This is a genomic window from Halomonas mongoliensis (genome assembly GCF_052496345.1).
In genome coordinates this window covers 2,442,396-2,468,609 of record NZ_CP199288.1, presented here as the reverse complement: position 1 = coordinate 2,468,609, position 26,214 = coordinate 2,442,396, and the positions used below count along the sequence as shown (strand labels likewise).

Annotated in this window: 25 protein-coding genes; 18 read left to right on the top strand and 7 right to left on the bottom strand. The window is 68.2% G+C overall.

Going from position 1 to position 26,214, the window contains the following annotated elements; translation table 11 throughout:
* Window positions 1-10: 10 nt before the first annotated feature.
* Window positions 11-1,210: a urate hydroxylase PuuD gene (locus ACRYRV_RS11625; RefSeq protein ID WP_444985055.1), complete on the bottom strand. Its 1,200-nt coding sequence runs from the start codon at window positions 1,208-1,210 to the stop codon at window positions 11-13.
* A 52-nt stretch (window positions 1,211-1,262) separates the two neighbouring features.
* Window positions 1,263-1,616 carry a hydroxyisourate hydrolase gene (gene uraH, locus ACRYRV_RS11620; RefSeq protein ID WP_444985056.1) on the bottom strand — a complete coding sequence of 118 codons (354 nt, stop codon included), beginning with the start codon at window positions 1,614-1,616 and terminating at the stop codon, window positions 1,263-1,265.
* A gap of 146 nt (window positions 1,617-1,762) precedes the next feature.
* On the opposite strand from uraH, the gene uraD reads away from it, so the two are divergent.
* The 3 genes from uraD (at window position 1,763) to ACRYRV_RS11605 (ending at window position 4,739) form a co-directional block, all read left to right on the top strand.
* On the top strand, window positions 1,763-2,293 hold the full coding sequence (gene uraD / locus ACRYRV_RS11615; protein WP_444985057.1) for a 2-oxo-4-hydroxy-4-carboxy-5-ureidoimidazoline decarboxylase: 531 nt from the start codon (window positions 1,763-1,765) through the stop codon (window positions 2,291-2,293).
* 315 nt (window positions 2,294-2,608) lie between these two features.
* Entirely contained in the window at window positions 2,609-4,003 is a 1,395-nt protein-coding gene (locus ACRYRV_RS11610) for a uracil-xanthine permease family protein (RefSeq protein WP_309635335.1), read from the top strand.
* Window positions 4,004-4,118: 115 nt separating this feature from the next.
* Window positions 4,119-4,739: a phosphoribosyltransferase gene (locus tag ACRYRV_RS11605; protein WP_444985058.1), complete on the top strand. Its 621-nt coding sequence runs from the start codon at window positions 4,119-4,121 to the stop codon at window positions 4,737-4,739.
* A 93-nt stretch (window positions 4,740-4,832) separates the two neighbouring features.
* On the opposite strand, the gene ACRYRV_RS11600 is transcribed toward ACRYRV_RS11605, so the two are convergent.
* A complete protein-coding gene (locus ACRYRV_RS11600) occupies window positions 4,833-5,189 on the bottom strand; it encodes a phasin family protein (protein ID WP_309635333.1) in 357 nt (118 codons plus the stop codon).
* Window positions 5,190-5,347: 158 nt separating this feature from the next.
* On the bottom strand, window positions 5,348-6,055 hold the full coding sequence (locus tag ACRYRV_RS11595) for a glutathione S-transferase N-terminal domain-containing protein (RefSeq protein WP_444985059.1): 708 nt from the start codon (window positions 6,053-6,055) through the stop codon (window positions 5,348-5,350).
* 359 nt (window positions 6,056-6,414) lie between these two features.
* Between ACRYRV_RS11595 and ACRYRV_RS11590 the strand changes: the two genes are divergently transcribed.
* The 10 genes from ACRYRV_RS11590 to ACRYRV_RS11545 all read left to right on the top strand — a co-directional run bounded on the left by ACRYRV_RS11590 (window position 6,415) and on the right by ACRYRV_RS11545 (window position 18,261).
* Window positions 6,415-8,115 carry an L-lactate permease gene (locus tag ACRYRV_RS11590; RefSeq protein WP_444985060.1) on the top strand — a complete coding sequence of 567 codons (1,701 nt, stop codon included), beginning with the start codon at window positions 6,415-6,417 and terminating at the stop codon, window positions 8,113-8,115.
* A gap of 186 nt (window positions 8,116-8,301) precedes the next feature.
* Window positions 8,302-9,804, top strand: coding sequence for a glycolate oxidase subunit GlcD (gene glcD, locus ACRYRV_RS11585; protein ID WP_444985061.1), 1,503 nt, complete (start codon window positions 8,302-8,304; stop codon window positions 9,802-9,804).
* A 14-nt stretch (window positions 9,805-9,818) separates the two neighbouring features.
* Window positions 9,819-10,919, top strand: a complete 1,101-nt coding sequence (gene glcE / locus ACRYRV_RS11580; protein WP_444985062.1) for a glycolate oxidase subunit GlcE — start codon at window positions 9,819-9,821, stop codon at window positions 10,917-10,919.
* A gap of 21 nt (window positions 10,920-10,940) precedes the next feature.
* Window positions 10,941-12,176: a glycolate oxidase subunit GlcF gene (gene glcF, locus ACRYRV_RS11575; RefSeq protein WP_444985063.1), complete on the top strand. Its 1,236-nt coding sequence runs from the start codon at window positions 10,941-10,943 to the stop codon at window positions 12,174-12,176.
* Between the two features lie 10 nt (window positions 12,177-12,186).
* On the top strand, window positions 12,187-12,588 hold the full coding sequence (locus ACRYRV_RS11570) for a GlcG/HbpS family heme-binding protein (RefSeq protein ID WP_253445014.1): 402 nt from the start codon (window positions 12,187-12,189) through the stop codon (window positions 12,586-12,588).
* A 71-nt stretch (window positions 12,589-12,659) separates the two neighbouring features.
* On the top strand, window positions 12,660-13,586 hold the full coding sequence (locus ACRYRV_RS11565) for a DMT family transporter (RefSeq protein ID WP_444985064.1): 927 nt from the start codon (window positions 12,660-12,662) through the stop codon (window positions 13,584-13,586).
* 93 nt (window positions 13,587-13,679) lie between these two features.
* On the top strand, window positions 13,680-15,251 hold the full coding sequence (locus ACRYRV_RS11560; protein WP_253445021.1) for a bifunctional GNAT family N-acetyltransferase/carbon-nitrogen hydrolase family protein: 1,572 nt from the start codon (window positions 13,680-13,682) through the stop codon (window positions 15,249-15,251).
* Between the two features lie 37 nt (window positions 15,252-15,288).
* Window positions 15,289-16,128 carry a M90 family metallopeptidase gene (locus tag ACRYRV_RS11555; protein ID WP_253445024.1) on the top strand — a complete coding sequence of 280 codons (840 nt, stop codon included), beginning with the start codon at window positions 15,289-15,291 and terminating at the stop codon, window positions 16,126-16,128.
* Between the two features lie 33 nt (window positions 16,129-16,161).
* Window positions 16,162-17,175, top strand: a complete 1,014-nt coding sequence (gene ltaE / locus ACRYRV_RS11550) for a low-specificity L-threonine aldolase (RefSeq protein WP_444985065.1) — start codon at window positions 16,162-16,164, stop codon at window positions 17,173-17,175.
* Window positions 17,176-17,187: 12 nt separating this feature from the next.
* Window positions 17,188-18,261, top strand: a complete 1,074-nt coding sequence (locus tag ACRYRV_RS11545) for a tartrate dehydrogenase (RefSeq protein WP_444985066.1) — start codon at window positions 17,188-17,190, stop codon at window positions 18,259-18,261.
* Between the two features lie 77 nt (window positions 18,262-18,338).
* On the opposite strand, the gene ACRYRV_RS11540 is transcribed toward ACRYRV_RS11545, so the two are convergent.
* Together ACRYRV_RS11540 and ACRYRV_RS11535 are read right to left on the bottom strand one after the other, a co-directional pair.
* Window positions 18,339-18,971, bottom strand: coding sequence for a cytochrome b/b6 domain-containing protein (locus tag ACRYRV_RS11540; protein ID WP_444985067.1), 633 nt, complete (start codon window positions 18,969-18,971; stop codon window positions 18,339-18,341).
* A gap of 2 nt (window positions 18,972-18,973) precedes the next feature.
* Window positions 18,974-20,515, bottom strand: a complete 1,542-nt coding sequence (locus tag ACRYRV_RS11535; protein ID WP_309635325.1) for a tetrathionate reductase family octaheme c-type cytochrome — start codon at window positions 20,513-20,515, stop codon at window positions 18,974-18,976.
* A gap of 292 nt (window positions 20,516-20,807) precedes the next feature.
* Here ACRYRV_RS11535 and ACRYRV_RS11530 point away from each other — a divergent pair, with 292 nt between their 5' ends.
* On the top strand, window positions 20,808-22,202 hold the full coding sequence (locus tag ACRYRV_RS11530; RefSeq protein WP_253445036.1) for an FAD-dependent oxidoreductase: 1,395 nt from the start codon (window positions 20,808-20,810) through the stop codon (window positions 22,200-22,202).
* Between the two features lie 14 nt (window positions 22,203-22,216).
* A complete protein-coding gene (locus ACRYRV_RS11525) occupies window positions 22,217-22,558 on the top strand; it encodes a hypothetical protein (RefSeq protein ID WP_253445040.1) in 342 nt (113 codons plus the stop codon).
* Between the two features lie 88 nt (window positions 22,559-22,646).
* Here the strand turns inward: ACRYRV_RS11525 and ACRYRV_RS11520 are convergent, their stop codons facing one another.
* On the bottom strand, window positions 22,647-23,507 hold the full coding sequence (locus ACRYRV_RS11520) for a class I SAM-dependent methyltransferase (protein ID WP_309635323.1): 861 nt from the start codon (window positions 23,505-23,507) through the stop codon (window positions 22,647-22,649).
* A 103-nt stretch (window positions 23,508-23,610) separates the two neighbouring features.
* Here ACRYRV_RS11520 and ACRYRV_RS11515 point away from each other — a divergent pair, with 103 nt between their 5' ends.
* The 3 genes from ACRYRV_RS11515 (at window position 23,611) to ACRYRV_RS11505 (ending at window position 26,159) form a co-directional block, all read left to right on the top strand.
* On the top strand, window positions 23,611-24,162 hold the full coding sequence (locus ACRYRV_RS11515; RefSeq protein WP_253445046.1) for a lipocalin family protein: 552 nt from the start codon (window positions 23,611-23,613) through the stop codon (window positions 24,160-24,162).
* A 4-nt stretch (window positions 24,163-24,166) separates the two neighbouring features.
* Window positions 24,167-25,168, top strand: a complete 1,002-nt coding sequence (locus tag ACRYRV_RS11510; RefSeq protein ID WP_444985068.1) for a succinylglutamate desuccinylase — start codon at window positions 24,167-24,169, stop codon at window positions 25,166-25,168.
* A 220-nt stretch (window positions 25,169-25,388) separates the two neighbouring features.
* Window positions 25,389-26,159 carry an ABC transporter ATP-binding protein gene (locus ACRYRV_RS11505; RefSeq protein ID WP_253445052.1) on the top strand — a complete coding sequence of 257 codons (771 nt, stop codon included), beginning with the start codon at window positions 25,389-25,391 and terminating at the stop codon, window positions 26,157-26,159.
* Window positions 26,160-26,214 lie beyond the last annotated feature (55 nt).

Here is a 26,214-nt window from a genome sequence, read left to right as displayed (position 1 = left end):
CAGAGGGGCGTCATCGGGACCAGGCGGCGATGGCCTCGCGCTCCTCGTCGGTCATGCCGGTCATGTTGCCCAGGGGCATGTAGCCGCTGGCCACCACCTGCTGGATCTGGGTGCGCTGGGAGGCGGTCTGCTGCGGGGAGTCGTAGGCGACCCCGGCCGGCGGCGCGTTGAAGCCGGGCTGGGTGGGCCGGCTCGCGTGACAGGCCACGCAGCGGGTCTCCATGATGGCATGGACCTCCTCGAGGCTCACCGCCGCACGATCCGGGTCGGCAGCGGGTGACGGCGCGGGGGCGGCGATCCAGAACGCCAGGGCAATCAGCGCCACACCGGCCGCCGGGTAGGCGGGCTTGACGCTGCCGGCGTGCATCAGCACGAAGAACTGACGGATCAGGGCCCCGGCGAAGATGAACAGCGACATGATCACCCAGGCCTGCTCGTGGGAGTAGGCAAAGGAGTAGTGGTTGCTGATCATCAGCAGCACCACCGGCAGGGTAAAGTAGGTGTTGTGCACCGAGCGCTGCTTGCCGCGTTTGCCGTCCAGGGGATTGGGGGCCTCGCCAGCCTTCATGGCGGCGACCATGCGGCGCTGGCCGGGGATGATCCAGAAGAAGACGTTGGCGGACATCGCCGTGGCCATCACTGCGCCGGTGATCAGGAAGGCGGCGCGGCCGGCGAAGAGCTGGGTGCTGAGCCAGGCCACCACCACCATCATCACCGCCACCGCGATGCTCAGCAGGCCGTCCCGGGTCATGTCGGGGCTGATGCGCTTGCACAGCTCGTTGTAGACCACCCAGCCGCCGACCAGGAAGAGCAGCGCCAGCACGTTGGCCTGCCAGCCGCTCATGTTGGCGGCCCACTCCCAGCTGGCATTGGGGTTGACCAGATAGAAGCTCGGGTTGGCCATGTAGAGCAGCACGAAGAGCGCGAAGCCCGACAGCCAGGTGGTGTAGGACTTCCAGAACGACCAGTGCAGGTCATCGGGCAGCTTGGCCGGCGCCGTGGCGTACTTCTGGTTGTGGTAGAAGCCGCCGCCGTGCACCGCCCACATCTCGCCGAAGACCCCCTTGTCGCGGTCCTCGGCGGCCTTGGGTTTCTTGAGGCTGTTGTCCAGCATCACGAAGTAGATCGATTCGCCGATCCAGGCGATGGCCGCGATGACGTGCAGCCAGCGCAGCATGAAGTTGGCAAAGTCCAGCAGATAGGCTTGCATCAGGGGGCCTCGTCTTGCGTGTTGTTATGGAGGTATCGGCAGGGGAAGCCCCTCAGCTTCCGCGGTAGGTGGAATAGCCATAAGGCGACAGCAGCAGCGGCACATGATAGTGCGCCTCGACATCGGCCACCCCGAAGCGCAGCGGGATCACGTCCAGGAAACGCGGCTCCTCGGCCTCGACGCCCTGCCGGCGCAGGTAGTCGCCGGCGTGGAAGACCAGCTCGTACTCCCCGACGGTGAAATCATCACCCTCGAGGATCGGGGCATCGCAGCGCCCGTCGTCGTTGGTGACGACCTCCTTCAAGCGGGTACGGCCACTGGCGTCCAGGCGATAGACCTCGATGCGAATGCTCTCGCCGGGCAGGCCCCGGGCGGTATCCAGTACGTGGGTGGTCAGGCGTCCCATTGTCTCGACTCCCTTAGGTGTTGGTTGGTTGGCGGGTTGGATGGACGGCGGATGATTTTCCTGACAACATTTTTAGACCTTAAAAGAGTACATTTCAAAATATTTTTTGTATACATTAATCCCATACCCCCAACCGGAGCCTCCCCATGACCGACAACAACAAATTGACCCCGCGCCCCAGCGAGCTGGACAGAGCCGCCTTCGTCGCCAGCTACGGCGAGATCTACGAGCACTCCCCCTGGGTCGCCGAGCTGGCCTGGGAGCAGGGCCTCAACGAGGCCCATGATCGCCCCGAGGCCCTGGCAACCCTGATGGGCGAGATGCTGGAGAGCGCCTCCCCCGAGCGCCAGCTGGAGGTGATCCGCGCCCACCCGGATCTCGCCGGCAAGGCGGCGCTGGCCGGCACCCTGACCGACGACTCCACTCGCGAGCAGGCCGGCGCCGGCCTCGACCAGTGCTCGCCGGAGGAGCTGGCCCGCTTCGAACGGCTCAACGAGGCCTACAAGGAGAAGTTCGGCTTCCCCTTCGTGATGGCGGTCAAGGGCAGCGACCGCTTCGCCATCCTCGACGCCTTCGAGGTGCGCCTGGAGAACACCCCGGCCGAGGAGCGCCGCACCGCCGTGGCGCAGATCAATCGCATCGCCCTGTTCCGCCTCCGGGCCCGTGCACAGGGCTAGGTCGCCCCTTCTCCCCACGCTTCGCTCGGCGCTCTCCCCTCTCAGCCCCGCGGCTTCCTCCGCGGGGCCTTCGTCGTTCTGGCTTGCCCCCTGCGCGTCGATCACGACATGACCAAGCGGTCAACATATGATGGGTAACTCCTTGATCAGAAGGGGATTCGAAAAATGAGTTCCGGGAAATCATCCCAATGTCTTTCAAACAGAATCATATTGTGTACATTTAAAGGCATGGATTGGCCTCAATCATGATAACAACCGGCCAGCCTCACGACCCGCACGCCAGCACCGACAACAACTCCAGCTGCGAGCCTGACCATGACCAGATCCCGTTCCGCGCCCCATCCCGAGACGAACCCCACCCGCACCATCAACCGCGACCCGGATGCGATGCCGCCACTCTCCAAGGCGATTCCCCTGGGCCTGCAGCACATCATGGCGATGTTTGCCGGCAACGTGACGCCGCCGATCATCATCGCCGGCGTGATCGGCGCCGCCACTGGTGAGACGATCTTCCTGATCCAGGTGGCACTCTTCGTGGCCGGAGTCTCGACCCTGATCCAGACCATCGGCGTGGGCCCCGTCGGCGCCCGCCTGCCCATCGTCCAGGGCACCAGCTTCGGCTTCCTGCCGGTGGCGCTCCCCCTGGCCAACGCCTTCGGGCTGGCCGCCGTGCTCGGGGCCTCCTTCATCGCCGGCCTGCTGCAGATCGTGCTGGGGGCCTTCCTCAAGAAGATACGCCACTGGTTCTCGCCGGTGGTCACCGGCATCGTGGTACTGCTGATCGGCATCACCCTGATGCCGGTAGGCCTCAACTACGCCGCCGGCGGCGTGGGATCCGACGACTTCGCCTCGCCCACCAACCTGCTGCTGGCGCTCTTCGTGCTGGTGGTGTGCATCGCCGTGCACCAGCTGGGCCGCGGCTTCGTCAAGGCCTCCTCGATCCTCTTCGGCCTGCTGGCCGGCTATCTGGTGGCCATCGCGCTGGGCATGGTGGACTTCAGCAACCTGCGCGAGGCGGCCTGGTTCGCCGTGCCGAGACCACTGCAGTACGGCATGGAGTTTCACCTCACCGCCATCGTCGGCATGGTGCTGATCATGTTCGTGGTGGGCCTGGAGACCATCGGCAACATCTCCGCCATCACCACCGGCGGCGCCGGCCGCCCGGCGAAGGACCGCGAGCTCTCGGGCGGCGTGATGGCCGACGGCGTGGCCACCTCCTTCGCCGCGCTCTTCAACACCCTGCCCAACACCGCCTACGCCCAGAACGTGGGCCTTATCACCCTGACCGGCGTGGTCAGCCGCCACGTGGTGACCATCGGCGGCATCCTGCTGATCTGCATGGGGCTCTTCCCCAAGCTGGGCGGCCTGGTGGCGGCCATGCCCCACGCGGTGCTGGGCGGTGCCGGCGTGGTGATGTTCGGCATGATCGCCTCGGCGGGGCTCAAGATCATCCAGGAGTGCGAGCTCGACCAGCGCGCCATGCTGATCATCGCCGTCTCCCTGAGCCTGGGCATCGGCCTGCCCGCCGTGGAGGCGATCTCCGAGACCATGCCCGGCCAGGCCGGCCTGCTGCTCAAGTCAGGCCTGGTGCCGGCGGCCCTGGCCGCGCTGCTGCTCGACGCCATCCTGCCCGGCAAGCCGAAGCGCCAACGCGGCGGCGAGGACGCCGAGGCCGAGATTCAGGCGCGCAAGACCGAACCCAGCGCCTGACGCTTCCCCGATAGGCCAGGCGCCGCCGGGATCTCCGGCGGCGCCTGTCGTTTCCGGGGGCAGCAGCGCTCGTCTCGGCTAGACTTCGAGGAGGGTGCACCGAGGAGGGGCTGTCATGTATCGAGATCGACGGGAGGCGGCCGAACGGCTCGCCGAGCGCCTGGCCCACCTGAGGGGGGAGCACCCCCTGGTGCTGGCCATTCCCCGGGGCGGCGCCCCCATGGGCAGAGTGATCGCCGACGCCCTGGAGGGCGAGCTGGACGTGGTGCTGGTGCGCAAGGTGGGCGCTCCGGGCAATCCCGAGTACGCCATCGGTGCGGTCAGCGAGGACGGCAGCGTGCACCTGGAGGAGCAGGCCGGGCAGTGCCGCCAGGAGTGGCTGACCAGGGCGATCGAGGAGCAGCGCCGGCTGATCGACGAACGCCGCCGCCGCTATACGCCGGTGCGCTCGCCCATCGACCCCGCCGGCCGCGTCGTGGTGGTGGTCGACGACGGCAGCGCCACCGGCGCCACCATGGCGGCGGCTCTCGCCACCCTGCGCCAGCGCGCCCCGGCCCGTCTCATCGCCGCCCTCGGCGTGGCGCCGCCGGATACCCTGGCACGGCTCGAGGCCCTGGCCGACGAGGTGGTCTGCCCCGAGGCACCGGCTCGCTTCGGTGCCGTGGGGCAGTTCTTCGCCGATTTCGGCCAGGTCGAGGATGACGAGGTAGTCAGGCTGCTCGGCAAGGCGCCCTGAAACGGGCCCCTCCCGCCACCTGGCAACGACAAGGGCCGCTCCTCTCGGGGCGGCCCTTGACACCCTGCTGCCGGCGAGCTGCCGGCGCCGCCCCTACTTGGCAGCGGCCGTGACGCTCTTCATGTTCGACTCGACCAGCTGCTGGCCCTTCTGCAGGTACTCCTGCCCCAGGCCGGAGAGCGCCTCGGCGTCTCCCTTGAGCTGCTCGTTGAGCTGCTGGGCTGCCTTCTGCTGCCCTTCCAGCGCCTGGTTGAAGCCGTCGACGTCGCGCACCTCGACCCAGGCACGGGCCTGGGTGAAGCCCAGCTCGGTGTAGCGACGCGCCGCCTCCAGCTGAGCGGAAAACAGCTTCTCGTAATATTCCAGGGTCAAAGAGCCATAGGCCCGGGCCGGCTCGGCAAACAGGGTCTGGAACTGCTCGGTACTCTTCCGAGTCGTTGCCTTGGTCATGGAACACCTCCATCTATCTCGGGAAGACACGCTTGGGTGACAGGGCTCGACGCCCGTGCTGCATTGCAACATAGCAGGCGATCTTGTGCACCGCAACATGCCCGAGGCCTCATTTCTCTCACACTCCCGGTCTTCCTCTGCTCATCACCAGGCAGCCTCTACCGGTAGGCCCCTTCCACGTCGGTGATTCGCATGGCGCGGCGACCCAAGCCACCATGCTGGTCGAGCATGCGCTCCCGCCAGGCGTAGACCGGGTCGGCGTTGGAGACCAGGTCCGCGCTGGAGACGCAGCGGGCCCACATGAAGCTGCCGAAGACCAGGTAATCCCCTGCCGCCGGCGCCTCGCCGTCGATGTAGTCGGCCTCCTTGAGCCGGCCGCGCAGCGGCTCCAGGGCCGCATCCAGCTGCGATAACCCCTTGGCCGGGGAGTGGAACTCCTCCAGGGTGCGGCCGAAGCGCTTCTCCCGGCTCTCGCGAAAGTAGTCGCGATCGTCGGGATGAATGGCGTTGAGCAGGTCCATGATGATGGTGCGCATCATTGCCGGCTGCAGGGAGCGCTCCGCATAGTGCTTGAGGAAACGAGCCCGCCCCTCGGCCAGGGAATCGCCGAACAGCGGCGCCTCGGCATAGGTGCGGTCAAGGTAGCGCAGGATCTCGTAGCTGTCGGTGACGGTCACGTCACCGTCGACCAGCACCGGCACCTTGTCGTGCCGGGAGAAGGCCAGCGCCGCCTTGTCGGTAAACCGCCAGGGGCGGGTCTCGGCCTCCAGCCCCTTGTGGGCCAGGGCATAGCGGACCCGCCAGCAGTAGGGCGAAAAGCGCAGCCCCTCGTCGATACCACAGAGATCGAACAGCACTCGGCTCATGGCGTTCCCTCATTGACAGTCAGGTGATCAGGAGAGTGTGACAGCCTTTACCCGGCCCCGCCATGCCGGGGACTCGCCCCCCCAAACACCCCGAACCCTGTCCTTTAGTCTATAGCCAGGAACCCGACTTCGAGGCTTCAGGCCCGCCTCCCTGCCACAACCCCTTGTTGAAAAACACCTTTCGATATTCCGCAAAATGCTTGAGAAGCATCAGGATTGGTCATACCAATTTTCCAACGCTGGCGAGTCAACGCTAACCGGGCGTATCTTTCAGCCATCCGCCTCGCCCTCCGGCAGGCGGGTCTACGCCATCTCAATCCCAGACAACACCATCACAACAGTCGAAGGGAACCCGTCTCATGAATGACACCCTACTTGCACTGCTGGCCTTTACGCCCCTGGTGCTGGCCGGTGTACTGCTGATCGGCCTGCGCATGCCGGCAAAGACCGCCATGCCCGCCGTCTACGTGGTCACCGCCCTCATTGCCCTGCTCGCCTGGGACATGAGCTTCAACCGGGTGCTGGCTTCGACCCTGCAAGGTCTGATCCTCACCGTCTCGATCCTCTGGATCATCTTCGGCGCCATTCTGCTGCTCAACACCCTGAAGCACTCGGGCGGCATCACGGCGATCCGCAACGGCTTCTCAGGCATCAGCCCGGACCGTCGGGTCCAGGCGATCATCGTCGCCTGGCTGTTCGGCTGCTTCATCGAGGGCGCCTCCGGCTTCGGCACCCCCGCCGCCGTGGCCGCACCGCTGATGGTCGCGCTCGGCTTCCCGGCGCTGGCCGCCGTGGTGGTCGGCATGATGATCCAGTCCACCCCGGTCTCCTTCGGCGCCGTGGGCACCCCCATCGTGGTGGGCGTCACCGCCGGTATCGATCGCGAAGGGATCACCGAAGCCCTGGAGGCAGGCGGCTACACCTGGCTGGAGTACTTCCGCCTGATCGCCGCCGAAGTGGCCATCGTCCACGGCATCGTCGGCATCCTGATGCCGCTGATCATGGTGGTCATCATGGTCAAATTCTTCGGCGCCAACAAATCCTGGAAGGAAGGCCTCTCCATTGCCCCCTTCGCGCTCTTTGCCGGCGTCGCCTTCGTGGTGCCCTACATGCTGGCCGGCGTGCTGCTCGGGCCGGAATTCCCCTCCATGATCGGCGCCATGGTCGGCCTGGCCATCGTCGTGCCGGCGGCCCGCAAGGGCTTCCTGATTCCCAAGGACACCTGGGACTTCCCCGAGCGCAAGTCCTGGCCGGACGAGTGGATCGGCAAGCTGGAAATCAAGCTGGATGACATCGCCGGCAAGGCGCCGATCTCCACCCTGATGGGCTGGGTACCCTATGTGCTGCTGGCCGTGATCCTGGTGGCCTCTCGCACCATCGATCCCTTCCGCGAGTCGCTGCAGTCCCTCTCCTTCGGCTGGAGCAATATCCTCGGTGAAGCCGGCGTATCCGGCAGCATCGAACCGCTCTACCTGCCGGGTGGCATCCTGCTGATGGTGGTGCTGATCACCGCCCTGCTGCACCGCATGCGCATCGGCGAGCTCAAGGCCGCCTTCGGCGAGTCCTCGAAGACCATCCTCGGCGCCGGCTTCGTGCTGATCTTCACCATCCCCATGGTGCGGATCCTGATCAACTCCGGCGTCAACGCCTCGGACCTGGTCTCCATGCCGGTGGCCATGGCCCAGCTGGTGGCCGACAGCGTCGGCGGGGTCTATCCCTTCTTTGCCCCGGCCGTGGGAGGCCTGGGAGCCTTTATTGCCGGCTCCAATACCGTCTCCAACCTGATGCTGGCGGAGTTCCAGTTCAACGTGGCACAGCAGCTGGGCGTCTCCACCGCCATGATGGTGGCACTGCAGGCCGTAGGTGCCGCGGCGGGCAACATGATCGCCATCCACAACGTGGTTGCGGCATCGGCCACCGTGGGCCTGCTGGGGCGCGAGGGGGAAACCATCCGCAAGACCATCCTGCCGACCCTCTACTACCTCATCTTCGCCGGGATCATCGCCCTGATCGCCTTCTACGTGATCGGTGTGACCGACCCCTTGATGCGGGCAGGATAATGGCACGCGCCTGAGCGCACCGGGCCCCGTCGAACACTGACGGGGCCCGGCCATTTTCAGCGCCAGCCCCCACGACAGGATTTTCTTTTTCAAATTTATGGAACTATTTTCCATGGATAAATGGAAAATATTTTCATACAATCAGGATCTACACTGAAGAGACATCTCCACCGTACCGGAGTCCCCATGAACCACCTCTTCGATGAGCAACTCGACGGCGCTCCCGCCCGCCGAGACCCGGCCGAGGTCCTGGCCGACCTGCGCCAGGCCCTGCCCGGCATGACCCTGCTGCACCGCGAGGAGGACCTGCGCCCCTTCGAGTGCGACGGCCTCTCCGCCTACCGCGCCCTGCCCATGCTGGTCGCCCTGCCCGAGACCCTCGAGCAGGTCGAGATCCTGCTCAAGCGCTGCCGCGCCCTGGGCGTGCCGGTCGTGACCCGCGGCGCCGGCACCGGCCTCTCCGGCGGTGCCATGCCGCTTTCCCACGGCGTGCTGCTGGTGCTCTCGCGCTTCAACCGCATCCTCGAGATCGACCCCGACGCCCGCACCGCCCGGGTCCAGCCCGGGGTGCGCAACCTGGCGATCTCCGAGGCCGCCAGCCCCTACGGGCTCTACTACGCCCCGGATCCCTCCTCCCAGATCGCCTGCTCCATCGGCGGCAACGTGGCGGAGAACGCCGGCGGCGTGCACTGCCTCAAGTACGGCCTCACCGTCCACAACGTCATCAAGGTCGAAGTGCTGACCATCGAGGGGGAGCATATGACCCTGGGGGCGGACGCCCTGGATGCCCCCGGCTTCGACCTGCTGGCGCTGTTCACCGGCTCCGAGGGCATGCTCGGGGTAGTCACCGAGATCACCGTCAAGCTGCTGCCCAAGCCCGAGACCGCCAAGGTGCTGATGGCGAGCTTCGACGACATCGAGAAGGCCGGTGACGCCGTGGGCGCCATCATCGCCGCAGGCATCATCCCCGGGGGCCTTGAGATGATGGACAACCTGGCGATCCGCGCCGCCGAGGACTTCATCGGCGCCGGCTACCCGGTGGAGGCCGAGGCGATCCTGCTCTGCGAGCTGGACGGCGTGGAGGCGGACGTCGACGACGACTGCCAGACCGTGCGCCGCGTGCTGGAGAAGGCCGGTGCCACCGATATCCAGCAGGCCCGTGACGAGGCCGAGCGGGCGCTGTTCTGGGCCGGGCGCAAGAACGCCTTCCCCGCGGTGGGCCGCATGTCGCCGGACTACTACTGCATGGACGGCACCATCCCCCGCCGCGAGCTGGCCCGGGTGCTCAAGGGCATCGGCGATCTGGGCGAGGAGTACGGCCTGCGCGTGGCCAACGTCTTCCACGCCGGCGACGGCAACATGCATCCGCTGATCCTCTTCGATGCCAACCAGCCGGGGGAATTCGAGCGCGCCGAGGAGCTCGGCGGCCGCATCCTCGAGCTGTGCGTCGAGGTCGGCGGCACCATCACCGGCGAGCACGGAGTGGGCCGCGAGAAGATCCACCAGATGTGCGTCCAGTTTAGCCCCGGCGAACTTACGACCTTCCGTGCCGCCAAGCGCGCCTTCGACCCCGACGAGCTGCTCAATCCCGGCAAGAACATCCCCACGCCGGCGCGCTGCTCCGAGTTCCGCCTGACCAAGAGCGCCGGTGACGCCCCCGCCCCGACCGCCCCCGAGAGCCAAGGCTGAGAGACTTCGACGACATGGTGACGACTCACGACATTCCCGCGCATGACGCCAGCGAAGCGCTGGCCGAGCGCATCCGCCGCGCCGAGGCCGAGGGCACGCCCCTGCGCATCGTCGGCGGCGATACCAAGGCCTTCTATGGTCGTAGCGTTCAGGGTGAGGCCCTCTCGACCCGGGAGCACCGCGGCATCACCGAATATGACCCGGTGGAGCTGATCGTCTCGGTGCGCACCGGCACGCCCCTGGCCGAGCTGGAGGCCGCCCTGGCCGCCAACGGCCAGATGCTCCCCTGCGAGCCTCCCCACTTCGGCGAAGCCGCCACCGTGGGCGGCATGATCGCTACCGGCCTCTCCGGGCCGCGCCGCCCCTGGGCCGGCAGCGTGCGCGACTTCGTGCTGGGTACCCGCATCATCACCCGCCAGGGCAGCGAGCAGCGCTTCGGCGGTCAGGTGATGAAGAACGTGGCCGGCTACGACCTCTCCAGGCTGATGGTGGGCGCCCAGGGCACCCTGGGGCTGATCACCGAGGTCTCCATGAAGGTGCTGCCGCTGCCCGGCGCCTCACAGAGCCTGCACCTGGACATGCCGCTGGCCGAGGCCCTGGAGAAACTCTCCGAGTGGGGCCGCCAGCCGCTGCCCCTCACCGCCGCGGCCTGGCTCGACGGCGCCCTGCACCTGCGCCTGGAGGGCGGCCCGAGCTCCGTGGCCGCCACCGCCGAGCGCCTGGGCGGCGACGAGCTCAAGGCAGACTTCTGGGAGGCCCTGCGCGAGCAGCGCCTGGCCTTCTTCTCCGCCGAGGACCCGCGCGCCCTGTGGCGCCTCTCGCTGCCCCACCACACCCCGGCGCTGGCACTGCCCGGCGTGGCCGAGACCGACGTGCTCTATGACTGGGCCGGCTGCCAGCGCTGGATCCGCGGCGACCTCGACGCCGAGACGGTCCGCCAGGCAGCCGCTCGCGCCGGCGGCCATGCCACCTGCTGGCGCGGCGCCGGCGGGGAGCCGGTGGACGAACCCTTTGCGCCGCTCGCCCCGGTGGTCGAGAAGTACCACCGCAACCTCAAGGCGGAGCTGGACCCGAAGGGCATCTTCAACCCGGGCCGGCTCTACGCGGCATTCTGAGACTGAGGGGACAACGCCGAGATGCAGACGCACTTTACCGAGGAAGCTCTCAAGCAGCCGCATATCCGCGAGGCCGACCGGGTGCTGCGCACCTGTGTGCACTGCGGCTTCTGCAACGCCACCTGCCCCACCTACCAGCTGCTGGGCGACGAGCGCGATGGCCCCCGGGGGCGCATCTACCTGATGAAGGAGATGCTCGAGGCCCCCGAAGGCGCCGACAAGGTGACCGAGGAGACCCGGCTGCACCTGGACCGCTGCCTGACCTGCCGCAACTGCGAGACCACCTGCCCCTCCGGCGTCGAGTACCACAAGCTGCTCGACATCGGCCGCGCCGAGATCGAGCGCCGGGTACCGCGCAAGCCCGCCGAGCGCGCCCAGCGCTATGCGCTGCGCAAGATGCTGGTGGAACCGAAGCGCTTCCAGGCGCTGCTCAAGCTGGGCCAGACCTTCCGCCCGCTGGTGCCGGGGGCACTCAAGGAGAAGCTGCCGCCGGTTCCCGTGGATGCGGGCAAGCGCCCGGACGGGGCGCGCCACCCCCGCCAGATGCTGATCCTCGAGGGGTGCGTGCAGCCGGGGCTCTCGCCCAATACCAACGCCGCCACCGCCAGGGTGCTGGATCGCCTCGGCATCGGCCTGACCCCGGTGGCTGAGGCCGGCTGCTGCGGCGCCGTGGACTTCCACCTGAACGCCCAGGATGACGGCCGCGCCCGGGCCCGGGCCAATATCGACGCCTGGTGGCCGCACCTGGAGGCCGGCGCCGAGGCCATCGTCCAGACCGCCAGCGGCTGCGGCGCCTTCGTCAAGGAGTACGTCGACATCCTCAAGGACGACCCGGCCTACGCCGAGAAGGCCGCCAGGGTCAGCGCGATGGCCAGGGACCTGGTGGAGGTGCTGCGCGACGAGGCACTGGACGATCTGAACGTGAAGCAGGACCGCAAGCTCGCCTTCCACTGCCCCTGCACCCTGCAGCACGCCCAGAAGCTCGGCGGCGCCGTGGAATCGGTACTGACCCGGCTCGGCTTCTCGCTGACCCCCGTGGCCGACGCCCACCTCTGCTGCGGCTCCGCGGGCACCTACTCCATCACCCAGCCGGAGCTCGCCACCCAGCTGCGCGACAACAAGCTCGACAACCTCGAGGCCGGCAACCCCGAGGTGATCGTGACGGCCAATATCGGCTGTCAGACCCACCTCAACGGCGCCAACCGCACCCCGGTACGCCACTGGATCGAGATCGTCGACGAGGCACTAACCCCCTGAGGACAACCCCATGAAGACCAAGCCCGTACTGACCCTGACCGACGTCAACGCCATCCTCGATGCCGCAGAGAAGGAGGCCGAGGCCAACGGTTGGGGCGTGACCATCGCCGTGGCCGACGACGGCGGCCACCTGCTCGGCCTGCGCCGCATGGACACCGCCCCGCCCTTCAGCGCCGACGTGGCCACCCAGAAGGCCCGCAACGCCTCCCTGGGCCGCCGCGAGACCCAGGCCTTCGAGGAGATGATCAACGGCGGCCGCACCGCCTTCGTCACCGCCCCCATGCAGTCGCTGCTGGCCGGCGGCGTGCCGGTGCTGGTGAATGGCGAGGTGGCCGGCAGCGTCGGCATCTCCGGCGTCAAGCCCGACCAGGACGTTCAGGTGGCCAAGGCCGGCGTCGCCGCCATCGCCTGAAGCGCCTGGCTGAAGTAAGCTTTAGAGCCCCGCCCCGGCGGGGCTTTCTTGTGACGGTCAACGAGGATGCCATGCCGCTGCTCTACTTCCTGCCCCCGCTGGGCGCCGTGCTGATCTGGTCAGGCAACATGACCATCAACCAGCTCACCGTCGGCGCCATCGCGCCGAGCAGCATCGCCTTCTTGCGCTGGGTGCTGGCGCTCGCCGTGCTCACCCCCTTCCTGGCACCTGCGGCCTGGAAGCACCGCGCGACGATCCGCCGCGAGTGGCCGAAACTCGCCGTGCTGGGGCTGCTCGGCATGGGGCTGTGGCAGGGGCTCGCCTACGTGGCCGCCGAGACCACCAGCGCCACCAACATGGGCATCCTGGCCGCCATGGTGCCGCTGCTCACCGTGCTGCTCAGCGCCCTGATCCTGCGCGAGCCGCCGAGCCTCGGCGGCGTGGCCGGCGGCGCCCTGGCGCTGATCGGCGTGGCCATCCTGCTGGGGCGCGGCAATCCGCTCTCGCTGCTGGAGCTGACCGTGGCGAAGGGCGACGCCCTGATGCTGGTGGCCGCCACCTGCTACGCCCTCTACGGGGTGATGCTCAAGCGCTGGCCCATCGGCCTGCCGCCCTGGGTGCTGCTCTATGCCCAGGTGATCTTCGCGGTGCTCTTCCTGCTGCCGCCCTACCTGATGGGCCCCATGACCCCGGTCGATTCGAGCAACATCGGCCTGATCCTCTACGCCGGCATCCCCGCCTCCATCATCACCACCTTCCTGTGGATGCTGGCGATCCGCCAGATCGGCGCCAGCCAGGCCAGCATCTTCATCAACCTGATGCCGCTGTTCAGCGCCATCATCGCCATGGTGGCCCTCGGCGAGCGCATCGCACTCTTTCACTTCCTGGGGGGCGCGCTGATCCTGGCCGGCGTGGTGATGGCCCAGACCCTGACCCGGCCGCTGCTGGCGGCCAGCGCCGCCGCGGCGGCGCAGAGGGATGCCGACCGCTCGTGCTAGACTCGAATGCCAGACCCAGCGTCCGCCCCAGAGCGGCTCCCTGAACAGACTCCCGCCGGGCCACCGGCTTCCCAGACATCATAAGGACGCCCCATGTCCCTCGACGACCTGCACCTGACGCTTCGCAACCTGACGCCAGAGGACTATCCGCAGCTCGAGACGCTGATGGACGCCGTCTATCACGACATCGGCGGCGCCTGGTCGCGGCACACCATCGAGACCCTGATCGACTCCTTCCCGGACGGCCAGGTGGCCATCGAGGACGACGGCCGCCTGGTGGGCATCGCCCTGACCGTGAGGGTCGACTACGACGAGTTCACCAATCCGCACAGGTACGACGACCTGATCGGCAAGCGCGAGGTGATCCTCGACGACCCGGAGGGCGACGCCATGTACGGCCTGGATGTGCTGATCCATCCGGAGTACCGCGGCTATCGGCTGGGGCGGCGCCTCTACGACGCCCGCAAGGAGCTCTGCCGCTCGCTGAACCTGCGGGCGATCCTCGCCGGCGGGCGCATCCCCCAGTATCACCAGCACGCCGAGGAGCTCTCCCCCACCCAGTACATCGACCGGGTGGCCCGCAAGGAGATCCACGACCCCATTCTCTCCTTCCAGCTGGCCAACGACTTCCAGGTCAAGCGCCTGCTGCGCGACTACCTGCCCGAGGACGAGAAGTCCCAGGGGTTCGCCACCCTGCTGGAGTGGAACAACTTCCTCTATGAGCCCGCCGAGCTGGTGCTCGACAACCGCAAGACCCAGGTGCGGGTGGGGGCGGTGCAGTGGCAGATGCGCGAGTTCGACTCGGTGGAGGCGGTGCTGCAGCAGGTGGAGTACTTCGTCGATGCGCTCTCCGGCTACAAGAGCGATTTCGCGGTCTTCCCGGAGCTCTTCAACGCCCCGCTGATGGGGCTGCAGGACCGCGCCGCCCAGCAGGACCAGATGGCCGCCGTCCGCTTCCTGGCCAGCTTCACCGAGCAGTTCAAGGCCGAACTGTCGCGCATGGCGGTCTCCTACAACATCAACATCGTGGCCGGCTCCATGATCGAGGTGGGCGAGGACGACCGGCTCTACAACATCAGCTACCTCTGCCACCGGGACGGCGAGATCGAGAGACAGGCCAAACTGCATATCACCCCCCAGGAGCGCCGCGACTGGGTGATCGAGGGGGGCGACGACCTCCAGGTGTTCGACACCGACGCCGGCCGGGTCGGCATCCTGATCTGCTACGACGTGGAGTTTCCGGAGCTGCCGCGGCTCCTGGCCGAGCAGGACATGGACATCCTCTTCGTGCCCTTCTGGACCGACACCAAGAACGGCTACCTGCGGGTGCGCCACTGCGCCCAGGCCCGGGCCATCGAGAACGAGTGCTACGTGGTGCTCTGCGGCAGCGTGGGCAATGTGCCCTCCATCGAGAACCTCGACATCCAGTACGCCCAGTCGGCGGTCTTCTCGCCCTCGGACTTCGCCTTCCCCCACGACGCCGTGCTCAACGAGACCACCCCCAACACCGAGATGATCCTCTTCTCGGACCTCGACCTGACCCGGCTGACCATGGTGCGCAACGAGGGCTCGGTGACCAACCTCAAGGACCGCCGCAAGGACCTCTTCGACCTGCGCTGGCGGGACTGGTCCTGGAAGTCCGGGGCGGACCTGGAGGAGAGCTGAGCAGAGAGCGCCACAAGGGCCGAGTGGAGAAACGCCGATGCTGGAGCGCCTGAAACGCTGGCGGGAGTCGCGCTTTGCCGCCCGCCACCCCTTCCCCGACGACGCCTGGGCCGAGGCCCGGGCGCGCCTGCCGCTGCTCGCCGCCCTGGGTGACGGCGAGGCTGCGGCCCTGGGGGAGCGCGCCTGGCGCTTCCTGCATGCCAAGCGCCTGAGCCTGCACCCGGCGCTCGCCGAGGCCACGCCCTTCGACCTGCCTGCCCAGCTGGCGCTCGCCGCCCAGGCCTGCCTGCTGACCCTGGGCTGGAGCGACGAGGAGCACCAGGAGGCCTTCGCCAACGTCCACGAGGTGCTGATCCTGCCCGATGCCTTCCGACGCCAGGTAGAGGAGATGGACGAATTCGGGGTGATGCACGAATACGTGGACGAGCGCGCCGGCGAGACCTCCCACCAGGGGCCGGTGGTGGTGGCCTTCCCGGACCTCATGGAGAGCGGCGACTGGAACGGCTTCAACGTGCTGATCCACGAGTTCGCCCACAAGCTCGACCTGGGCAACTCCCTGGACGTGGACGGCTTCCCGCCGCTGCCCGCCGACATCGACCCGCGGGAGTGGCACCGGGTCTTCATGGGCGTCTGGGAGGATCTCCAGGCGCATCTCGAGCGCGGCGAACCCACGCCCATCGACGACTACGCCGCCACCCACCCGGGGGAGTGCTTTGCGGTCTGCTGCGAGGCCTTCTTCACCGCCCCGGACCTGCTGCACCAGGCCTACCCGGCGCTCTATGGCCTGCTCGGCCGCTACTTCCGCCAGGCCCCCCTGGCCCGGCTGCCCGAGCGGGACCGCGCCGACATCGAGAGCACCCACCACGACCGCCACTGACCCGCCAGTCACCCTGACCCCGAGGAGGCCCCGATGATCGACCTGCGCAGCGATACCGTCACCCGTCCCGGCGACGCCATGCGCGACGCCATGCACGCCGCCCCGGTGGGCGACGACGTCTGGGGCGACGACCCGACCGTGGCCCGCTTCGAGGCCGCCGTGGCCGAACGGACCGGCAAGGCCGCCGCCCTGCTCTTCCCTAGCGGCACCCAGAGCAACCTGGCCGCCCTGCTCGCCCACTGCCAGCGCGGCGACGAATATATCGCCGGCCAGCAGGCCCACACCTACCGGTATGAGGGGGGCGGGGCCGCGGTGTTGGGCGGCATCCAGCCGCAGCCCATCGCCCACGCCGAGGACGGCTCGCTGCCGCTGGCGGCGATCGCTGCCGCCATCAAGCCCGACGACTTCCACTTCGCCCGCACCCGACTGCTGGCCCTGGAGAACACCATCGGTGGGCGCGTGCTGGATACCGGCTACGTCGCGGCGGTCACCGACCTGGCGCGGGCCCACGGTCTGGCCACCCACCTGGACGGCGCCCGGCTGTTCAACGCCGCCGTGGCCACTGCCACCCCCCTGGCCGAGCTCTGCGCCCCTTTCGATACGGTCTCGCTCTGCTTCTCCAAGGGGCTCGGCGCCCCCGTGGGCTCGGCCCTGGCGGGTTCCCGGGCGCTGATCGACGCCGCCCGGCGCTGGCGCAAGGTGCTCGGCGGCGGCATGCGCCAGTCCGGCATCATCGCCGCCGCCTGCCACTACGCCCTGGAGCACCAGGTGGCGGATCTCGCCTGTGACCACCGCCGCGCCGCGCGGCTGGCCGAGGGGCTCCGTGCACTGCCGGCACTGGAGGTGACATACCAGGCCACCAACATGGTCTTCCTGAAGGTGCCCGAGGCGCACGTCGCGCCCCTGCAGGCCTGGCTCGCCGAGCGCGACATCCTCGTCGAGCTGCTCTACGCCACCCGCCTGGTGGTGCACCGGGATATCGACGACGACGCCATCGAGCGGGTGCTCGAGGCCTTTACCGACTACTTCACGACACGCACGGCTTGACAGGAGAGCAGCATGACCCAGCGCATCGCGGTAATTCCCGGCGACGGCATCGGCAAGGAGGTGATGCCCGAGGGGCTGCGCGCCCTCGAGGCCGCCGCTCGCCGCTTCGGCATCGACCTGGCACTCGAGCACTTCGACTTCGCCAGCTGCGACTACTACGCCGAGCACGGCAAGATGCTGCCCGACGACTGGTTCGAGACCCTGGAGGACTTCGACGCCATCTTCTACGGTGCCGTGGGCTGGCCCGCCACCGTGCCCGACCACATCTCCCTGTGGGGTTCGCTGTTGCAGTTCCGCCGCCGCTTCGACCAGTACGTCAACCTGCGTCCCTGTCGGCTGCTGCCCGGCATCAAGAGCCCGCTCGCCGACCGCAAGCCCGGCGATATCGACTTCTACGTGGTGCGCGAGAACACCGAAGGGGAGTACTCCAGCGTCGGCGGCCGGATGTTCGAGGGCACCGAGCGCGAGGTGGTGATCCAGGAGACGGTGATGACCCGCCACGGCACCGACCGGGTGCTGAAGTTCGCCTATGAGCTGGCGGCCTCCCGGCCCAGAAAGAAGCTCACCTCGGCCACCAAGTCCAACGGCATCGCCATCACCATGCCCTGGTGGGACGAGCGGGTGGCCGAGATGGGCAGACGCTACCCCGACGTCGCCGTGGACCAGTTCCATATCGACATCCTCACCGCCAACTTCGTGATGCACCCGGACTGGTTCGACGTGGTGGTGGCCAGCAACCTCTTCGGCGACATCCTCTCCGACCTGGGGCCGGCCTGCACCGGCACCATCGGCGTGGCCCCCTCTGCCAACATCAACCCCGAGGGCACCTTCCCGAGCCTCTTCGAGCCGGTCCACGGCAGCGCCCCGGACATCGCGGGCAAGGGCATCGCCAACCCCATCGGCCAGATCTGGTCCGGCGCCATGATGCTCGAGCATCTGGGCCACCGGGAGGCCGCGGACGCCATCGTCGCCGCCTTCGAGGCGGTGCTGGCCGAGGGCGACAGGGCAGTGCTCACCCCCGACGTGGGCGGCAGCGGCACCACCGAGAGCCTGGGCCGGGCCATCGCGACACGCCTCGCGGGCTGATCCTTCCCCCCCTACCCCGGAAACGAAGCGGCCACCGCCATGGCGGTGGCCGCTTCGTGGTTCCGCACGCAGGCGACTCAGGGCGCTCGCGGCGGGTGCTTCACCTGCGCATCGTCGTGGACATCCTCCCAGCCGGTCACCATCGCCTTGATATGCGCCAGGGGCGTATGGCCGGCGGTGGCCAGGTAGACATGGATGATCAGGAAGACCAGCATCAGGAAGGCGCCCAGGGCATGCAGCCAGGCCACCTGCTCGAGCCCCAGCCAGGCCGGCACGCTGTCGCGCACGCTGCCCCAGAACAGGTAGAGCAGCCCCGAGACCCATACCAGCGGGTTGATCACCAGCTTGACGCCCAGGTAGGCCAGGCGCTGCAGCGGGTTGTGCTTGCGCTCCACGGTGATCCGATAGGGGTGCGGCGCACCGACGAAGATGCCATGGGCGTAGTAGCGCACCATGGCGCCGATACGCTCGGCGGTGGGAATGTAGTGCTTCCACTGGCCGGTGGTGAAGTGCCAGAAGATGGCGAACACCCAGAGGCCGATCAGCAGCCAGGCCGCCGCCTCGTGCACGCGTACCGCCGTCTCGAAGCCGACCAGGCCGTGCACGCCGCGAATGCCGAAGCCGGTGAACAGCAGGGCGATGATCAGCGCCGCCTGGGCCCAGTGCCAGAAGCGCTCGAAGCGGGTGAAGAGATAGAGTCGCTCGCTCATGTTCAGTGCCCCTTGCTGCGGTTACGAGTGGCGAAGCGCATGGCCCCGTGGCCCAGCGCCCCCAGCAGCACCAGGCCGGCCAGGCCGAACCCGAAGCGGTCCAGCAGCTGATGGCGGTCGCGGCCCGGCATCCAGACGCCCTCCACGCCGGCCAGGCGGCCGTCATCGGCGTGGCAGGAGGCGCAGTCCAGAGCCATCTCGCCGGGTGCCACCATATGGGTGATCGGCCACAGCATCGAGGTCTCGACAAAGTCGAACTCGCCGCTGAAGGGCTGGCCCGCCAGCTCGGTCCCCGCCGCCAGCGCCTTGTCCCAGTCGTAGTTGTACCAGAAGGCAGTCTCGTTGCCGGGGATGGCCACCTGGGGCTTGAGCAGGGTCAGATGCACGGTGTCGTAGGGCTGCTTGCCCAGCGCCCGCTTGACCGGCCAGATGCGGGCATCGTCGGCACCCGGGGTGCCGTGATAGGCGTTGACCTCAACCCGCTCGCTGGGGTCGATCACCGTTTCCCCGGTCACGAAGGTGGTACTGCCATCCCACCAGAGGTACTCGGGAACCACGTTCTCGCCCGGGACGAAGTCACCCTTCTTGCTGTCGTAGATGACATAGCCATCCTCGTTCTTGATCTGGAAGGGGTTGCCCTCCTCATCCAGGCGGCCGGCGGTGGACCAGTCCCACTCCATCTTGGTCGGCACGCCGCCACGGGCAAACTCGGGAATATGGCAGGTCTGGCAGGCCAGCGACCGGGTGTGCTCGTTGAGGCGCTGGGCATGGGTGCCGCTCTCGTGGGGCTGACTGCCGTGGCAGGCCTGACAGGTGGCCGGGTTGCGCGCCTCCTGGCTGCCTCGGGTGATCGCCGGATGCGCATCCACCGCGGTGCCCTGGATGCGGCTGCCGGGCACATCATGGCCTTCGGTCTGGTGGCAGGTGCTGCAGCTGAAGTTGAGACCCGCGGCGTCCATGTGAACGTCGAGCTCGCGATGGGGATGGAAGAGCGAGGAGTCCAGGTCGCCGTGCTTCACGCCGTCGCCGCCGCCGCCGTAGAAGTGGCAGCTGCCACAGGTCTCCCGGGAGGAGGCGCCCACGTTCTGGGCCGCACGACTCAGGTCGGTCAAGGCCTCGTTGGGCCAGCCGGCCCAGCCGCCCTTCTTCACGTAGTCGCCGGTGTTGTGGCAGGCCAGGCAGTCGACCCGGGTCTCGGCGGTGAAGTCGAAGGTGTCGTCCTCCCAGCCATAGCCCACGTGGCAGGATTGGCAGAAGCCCTCGTTGGACTGGTCGGCGATACAGAAGGTATTGAGCATGGTGCGCTTGCCCAGCCGCTCACCGCCGTGGGGGTTCTCGTAGTCCCAGGTCCAGTGGCGAGTGCCCATCACCTGCTGTGCGGCCTCGGTATGGCAGCTCAGGCAGGCCTGGGTCACCTGATCGGCACTGGTAAAGGGCCCCTGCAGCTCCTCGAACCGGGTATGGTCCGCCGTGCTGGCCATGGCCGCCGACACCCACAGCGTCAACAGCAGCACAAGCCAGCGCCCCCCTCGTTTGATCGTCATGAATCTTTCCCCAGCGTCATCTTGTCATTGAAACCGTGGCGGCCCATGAGCCACCCGGTTCGGAGAAGCATGGCAGAGGCAGGGAAAGGAGGTTGTGATGCGGGTCAACAAATGGCGGGAATGCTGTCAAGACGCCACACTGCATTCATGGGCAACAAATGCACATACCTTGACTTGCGTCATGTTGCCGCAGACCAAGGTATAAGGTATGAGATTACGGCAGAATTATATAATAACTGCGAATAAGATTATAACCACTGTCCCCCCCCGGCCACCACGCAGGAGTCCTCGCATGTCCCGCGTCCCCTTCTCTACGCCCCGGCTGGACCGGCGTCAGCTCCTCAAGCTGGGCGTCGGCGCCGGTGCTGCCAGCCTGCTTCCGCTGAGCGGCCTGCAAGCCCGCACCCTGTCAACCAGCGCCCGGATCGTCATCCTCGGCGGCGGCGCCGCCGGCATGGCCATGGCCAACCGCCTCTCCAACCGGCTCGATGGCGCTCGCATCACCATCGTGGAACCCAGGGAGACCCACCACTATCAGCCCGGCTGGACCCTGGTGGCCTCCGGCGTCTGGCGCCCGGAAAAGACCATGCGGCCCAACGCCAACTTCGTGCCCAGCGGCGTGACCTGGGTGCGCCAGCCCGCCGTGGGCATCGACGCCGAACAGCGCCGCGTCTCCCTGGCCGATGCCAGCGTGCTGGAGTACGACTACCTGGTGGTAGCCACCGGCCTGCAGCTCAACTACCACCTGATCGACGGCATGTCGCCGGACCTCGTCGGCACCCACGGCATCGGCAGCGTCTACGCCAGCATCGAGGGTGCCACCCGGACCCGGGACGCCATCGACGCTTGGATCGCCAGCGGCGGCGGCAAGGGCATCTTCACCGCCGCTCCCACCCCGGTGAAGTGCGCCGGCGCACCCCTGAAGATGACCTTCACCACCCTCTCCCGCCTGGAGGATACCGGCCGCCGAGACGACTTCCAGGTCGACTACATGTCACCCGGAGCGGGGCTATTCAGCCAGCCCTGGATCAACGACTTCGTCAAGCAGCGCTTCGACGATCAGGGCGTCAACCGCCGCCACCACTACCGGCTCTCCGCCATCGACCCCGGCGCCCGCCAGGCCGAGTTCACCTTCGTCGGCCCGGACAGCGAGTTCACCTCCCACCATGAGCTGCGCGAAGCGGAGTTCTCCCAGGAGGGCGAGCGCAGGGTGATCGCCGACTACGACTTCATCCACGTGGTGCCGCCCATGAGCGCACCGGACTTCGTGCGCGAGAGTGACCTGATCGCCCGGGACGGCCCCTTCCGGGGCGAGTGGCTGGATGTGGACATCCATACCATGCAGCACAACCGCTATCCCGAGGTGTTCGGCATCGGCGACGTGATCGGGGCGCCGATCAACAAGACCGCCGCCAGCGTCAAGGCCCAGGCCCCGGTGGTGGAGGCCAACCTGCTGGCCCAGATGCAGTCACAGCCGCTGCCCGCCCGCCACAACGGCTACACCTCCTGCCCCATGATCACCGGGATCGGCAAGGCGATGCTGGTGGAGTTCGGCTACGACAACAACTTCGACTTCCTGCCCTCCTTCCCCTTCATCGACCCCCGCGATGAGTCCTGGGCGGCCTGGGTGATGAAGGATCGCATGCTGCAGCCGGCCTACTATGCCGTGCTCGAAGGCCAGGCCTGAGGAGAGGAGAGATAATGACGATTCAAGGTGCCTTCACCATCCTGATGTACGCCCTGGCGCCCTTCCTGTGGCTGATCGTGGCCGGCGTCGTGGTACTCGTGGCCGTCCAGCTGATCGCCCGGCTGCGCGGCTATCGCACCCTGGGCTATCGCTGCCTGGGTGCCAACCTGGCCGCGCTGCTGGTGGGCCTCTCGGGGCTCTGGTGGATTCCCGCCTTCACCAACTCCCGGCTCGGCTATGTGGCCACCGCCTTCGACTGGGTGGCGATGATCGGCGCCGTGATCGGCCTGGCCATCGCCGCCTGGCTGGTGCTGCACCCGCTCAGCTACCTGGTACGCGGCAAGCGCCAGGCCTAGCGGGAACCCGCCCCCGCCCGAGTGGGCGGGGATGCCGGCACGGGGTCTCATCGGCCTGGCCCGCTCCCCGGCATCCGCAGGCCGATCCTCAGTCTGCCAGGCCCCAGCTCCCTTCCAGGATACGCACCTTGCCGGCCGCCAGGTTGCCGGCCAGGTTGCGCCCCATCTCGATGAACTCGGCGCCGAAGATCAGCGCTGGCCCCGGCAGCTGTCGCGCCGGCGCGGCGCCCGCCTCGCGGCGGCCGTGCTTGCGGCGCCAGGCCAGGGCCTCCTCGGTCACATCGCGTACGCAGACCGGCACGAAACCGGCCGCGGCCAGGCTCGCCTCCAGGGCCTCTCGAGGCCGCAGGTGACTGGTCGCCTCGCTGCGCGCCCAGGGCACCGGCAGCGCCAGCGGCTCGGGGTTGTCGCCGGCCACCACCTCATGCAGCAGCACCCGGCCGCCGGGGGCGAGCAGGCGGCGCCACTCGGCCAGCACCGCCGGCACGTCCGGCATATTCATCAGCGCATGCTGGCACCAGACGAGATCGAAGCTGCCATCCGGCAGCGGCGTGCGAGCGGCATCGGCGCAGAGAAAGCGGGTACGCCCGGCGAGCCCCGTGGCCGCGCTCAGCCACTCCGCCGCCGCGATGAAGGCGGCGGTGATATCCACGCCGACCACCTCGCAGCCGAACTCCTCGGCCAGCAGCCTGGCGGCACCGCCGGTGCCGCAGCCCACGTCCAGCACCCGCTGCCCGGCCCGCACCTCACCGAGCCTTGCCAGGGAGCGACTGGCAGCGCGTCCGCCAAGATGCAGCTGGTCGATGCCGGCGATCTCGTCCAGGGTCAGGCGCCCGGGGTCCAGGCCCGCCTCCCGGAAGGCGGCCTGCAGCCTGTCACTCAGGCTTTCCCCGCCCCCTGCGGCGAGGGCATCATAGTGGGCATCAAGCTGGCGAGTGACATCGGTCATGGTGGCCTCCTGGCAGTGGGCGGGCCATCAGTCTAGCCTGCCGGCTCGTCATCCCCCATCCTGCAAAAGGTCGCAGTCGCCGGTGCCACGTCAAGGAGTCGCCATGCCCCGCCTTTCCCTGTTCGCTTCCCTCGCCGTCCCCCTGCTGCTGGCCGGCTGCACCGGCATTCCCAGGGGCACCGAGCCTGTCACCGGCTTCGAGCTCGATCGCTACCTGGGTCCATGGTACGAGATCGCCCGGCTCGACCACTCCTTCGAACGCGGCCTCGACTGCGTCACCGCCGACTACTCCCTGCGCGACGACGGCGGCGTGCGGGTGCTCAACCGCGGCGTGAACCTGACCGAGGGCGAAGTCAGCGAGGCGGAGGGCCGCGCCTACTTCATCGGGGACGAGGACGTGGGCCGGCTCAAGGTGAGCTTCTTCGGCCCCTTCTACGGTGGCTACAACGTGCTCGCCCTGGATGACGACTACCAATGGTCCCTGGTGTCCGGTCCGAACCGCGACTACCTGTGGATCCTGGCCCGCACCCCCACCCTGGACGAAGCGCTCTATCGCGACCTGGTCGAGCGCGCCGAAGCGATGGCCTTCCCGGTGGAGGAGCTGATCGTGGTGGACCAGGGCGAGGCCTGCGAGCCCTGGCGCGAGGAGGCCTGAGCTCATGCCCACCAGCGCCACGCTCGAGACCTGGCTTCGGGCAAGCATCGAGGAAGCCGAGTTTCCCGCACGGGGCCGGGTTCCCGGCGGGCACTTCCGCCGTCTCGGCCACGGCATGCTGGCGCTGCTGCCGGAGCAAGCCGCCCCAGAGGCCCGGGCCTGCGTGCTATCGGTGGGGGTTCACGGCAACGAGACCGCCCCCATGGAGCTGCTCGAAGGGGTGCTCGGGCGCCTGGCCAGGGGAGAGCTGCGTCTCGGCGCTCCGGTACTGCTGCTGCTCGGCAGCCCCGAGGCGACCCGCCGGGGGGTACGCTATGTGGGCACCAACCTCAACCGGCTGTTCCGCCGGGGGCTCGACGAGAGCGGCATGGAGCCCGATCGGGCCCGGGAGCTGATGGCGGCGGTGGACGGCTTCTTCGCCCGGCACGAGACGCTGCCGAGGCTGCACTACGATCTGCATACCGCCATCCGCGACAGCCGCTACCCGCGCTTCGTGGTCAGCCCCTATACCGAGCGTACCACCGTGGAGATGGGCCAGTGGCGCTGGCTCGCCGCCGCCGGCATCCAGGCGGTGCTCCACCAGCACCGCCACAGCTGGACCTTCTCCCACTACAGCAAGCACTACCACGGCGCCCAGGCCTTCACCGTCGAGCTGGGGCGCGCCCTGCCCTTCGGGCACAATGACCTGGCGCCCCTGGCCCCCATGGCCGCCCTGCTGGCCGCCCTGCTGACGGGGAGGGCGCCGGCGGAGGCGCCCCCGGGCCGGATGACCTTCTTCCGGGTGGCGCAGGAGCTGATGCGGGAATCCGAGACGTTTCGCCTGGCCTTCCCGGAAGCCACCGCCAACTTCACCGAGTTCCCCCCGGGTACCCTGCTGGCCGAGGATGGCCGGGCCGGCGAGACAAGGGTCGGGACGGCACCGCTGGCCGTGGTCTTTCCCAACGCCGAGGTGGAGATCGGCGCCCGGGCCGCCCTGCTGGTGCGGCCCGAGCCTCCTCCGGCGTGATGGCGGGCACCGGAGCCGGGCAGAGGGCAGAAAAAGCCTTAAAACCACTACAATAGCAGGGTAGAATCTTGCCCCTTTGCCGATCAGCATCGACCCGGCGTCGCCGCACCCCCTGTGCCTTCCCCTGCTGCGGATGGCCGCCGCGCCGCTGGCATCGCCCCGCAAGGCGCCGCATACCCACGGCGTGACGCCGCGGCGACCCTGACCTGGAGCCCGTTCCATGGCCGAAACCCCGATTCCCCTGGAAGTCCGCAACATCAAGAAGCGCTTCGGCGACACCGAAGTCCTCAAGGGGCTGTCGCTCTCCGCCCACAAGGGGGATGTCATCACCCTGATCGGAGCCTCGGGCTCCGGCAAGAGCACCTTCCTGCGCTGCATGAACCTCCTCGAGCAGCCCGACGAGGGGGAGCTGATCGTCCACGGCGAGGAGATCCGCTTCCGGCAGACCCGCCGCGGCCGCGAGCCCGCCGACTGGAAGCAGGTGGTGCGCATGCGGGCCAGGCTCTCCATGGTCTTCCAGGGTTTCAACCTCTGGGCCCATATGACCCTGCTCGAGAACATCATCGAGGCGCCGGTGCACGTGCTCGGCAAGCCGAAGAAGGCGGCCATCGAGCAGGCCCAGGCGCTGCTCGAGCGGGTCGGCCTCTCCCACCGCGCCGATGCCTACCCGGCCCAGATGTCCGGCGGCCAGCAGCAGCGCGGCGCCATCGCCCGGGCGCTGGCCATGGACCCGGAGGTGATGCTCTTCGACGAGCCCACTTCGGCGCTGGACCCGGAACTGGTGGGCGACGTGCTCAAGGTGATGCGCGAGCTGGCCGACGAGGGGCGCACCATGATCGTGGTGACCCACGAGATGGGCTTCGCCCGAGACGTCTCCAGCCAGGTGATCTACCTGCACCAGGGCCTGGTCGAGGAGGCCGGCCCGCCGGAGCAGGTGCTGGGCAACCCCCAGTCGCCGCGCCTGAAGCAGTTCCTGGCCCCGAAGTACTGAAGACGTACTGAAGACGTACTGAACAGGCACGAACAAGCCCCAAGTCTCGAGCGGG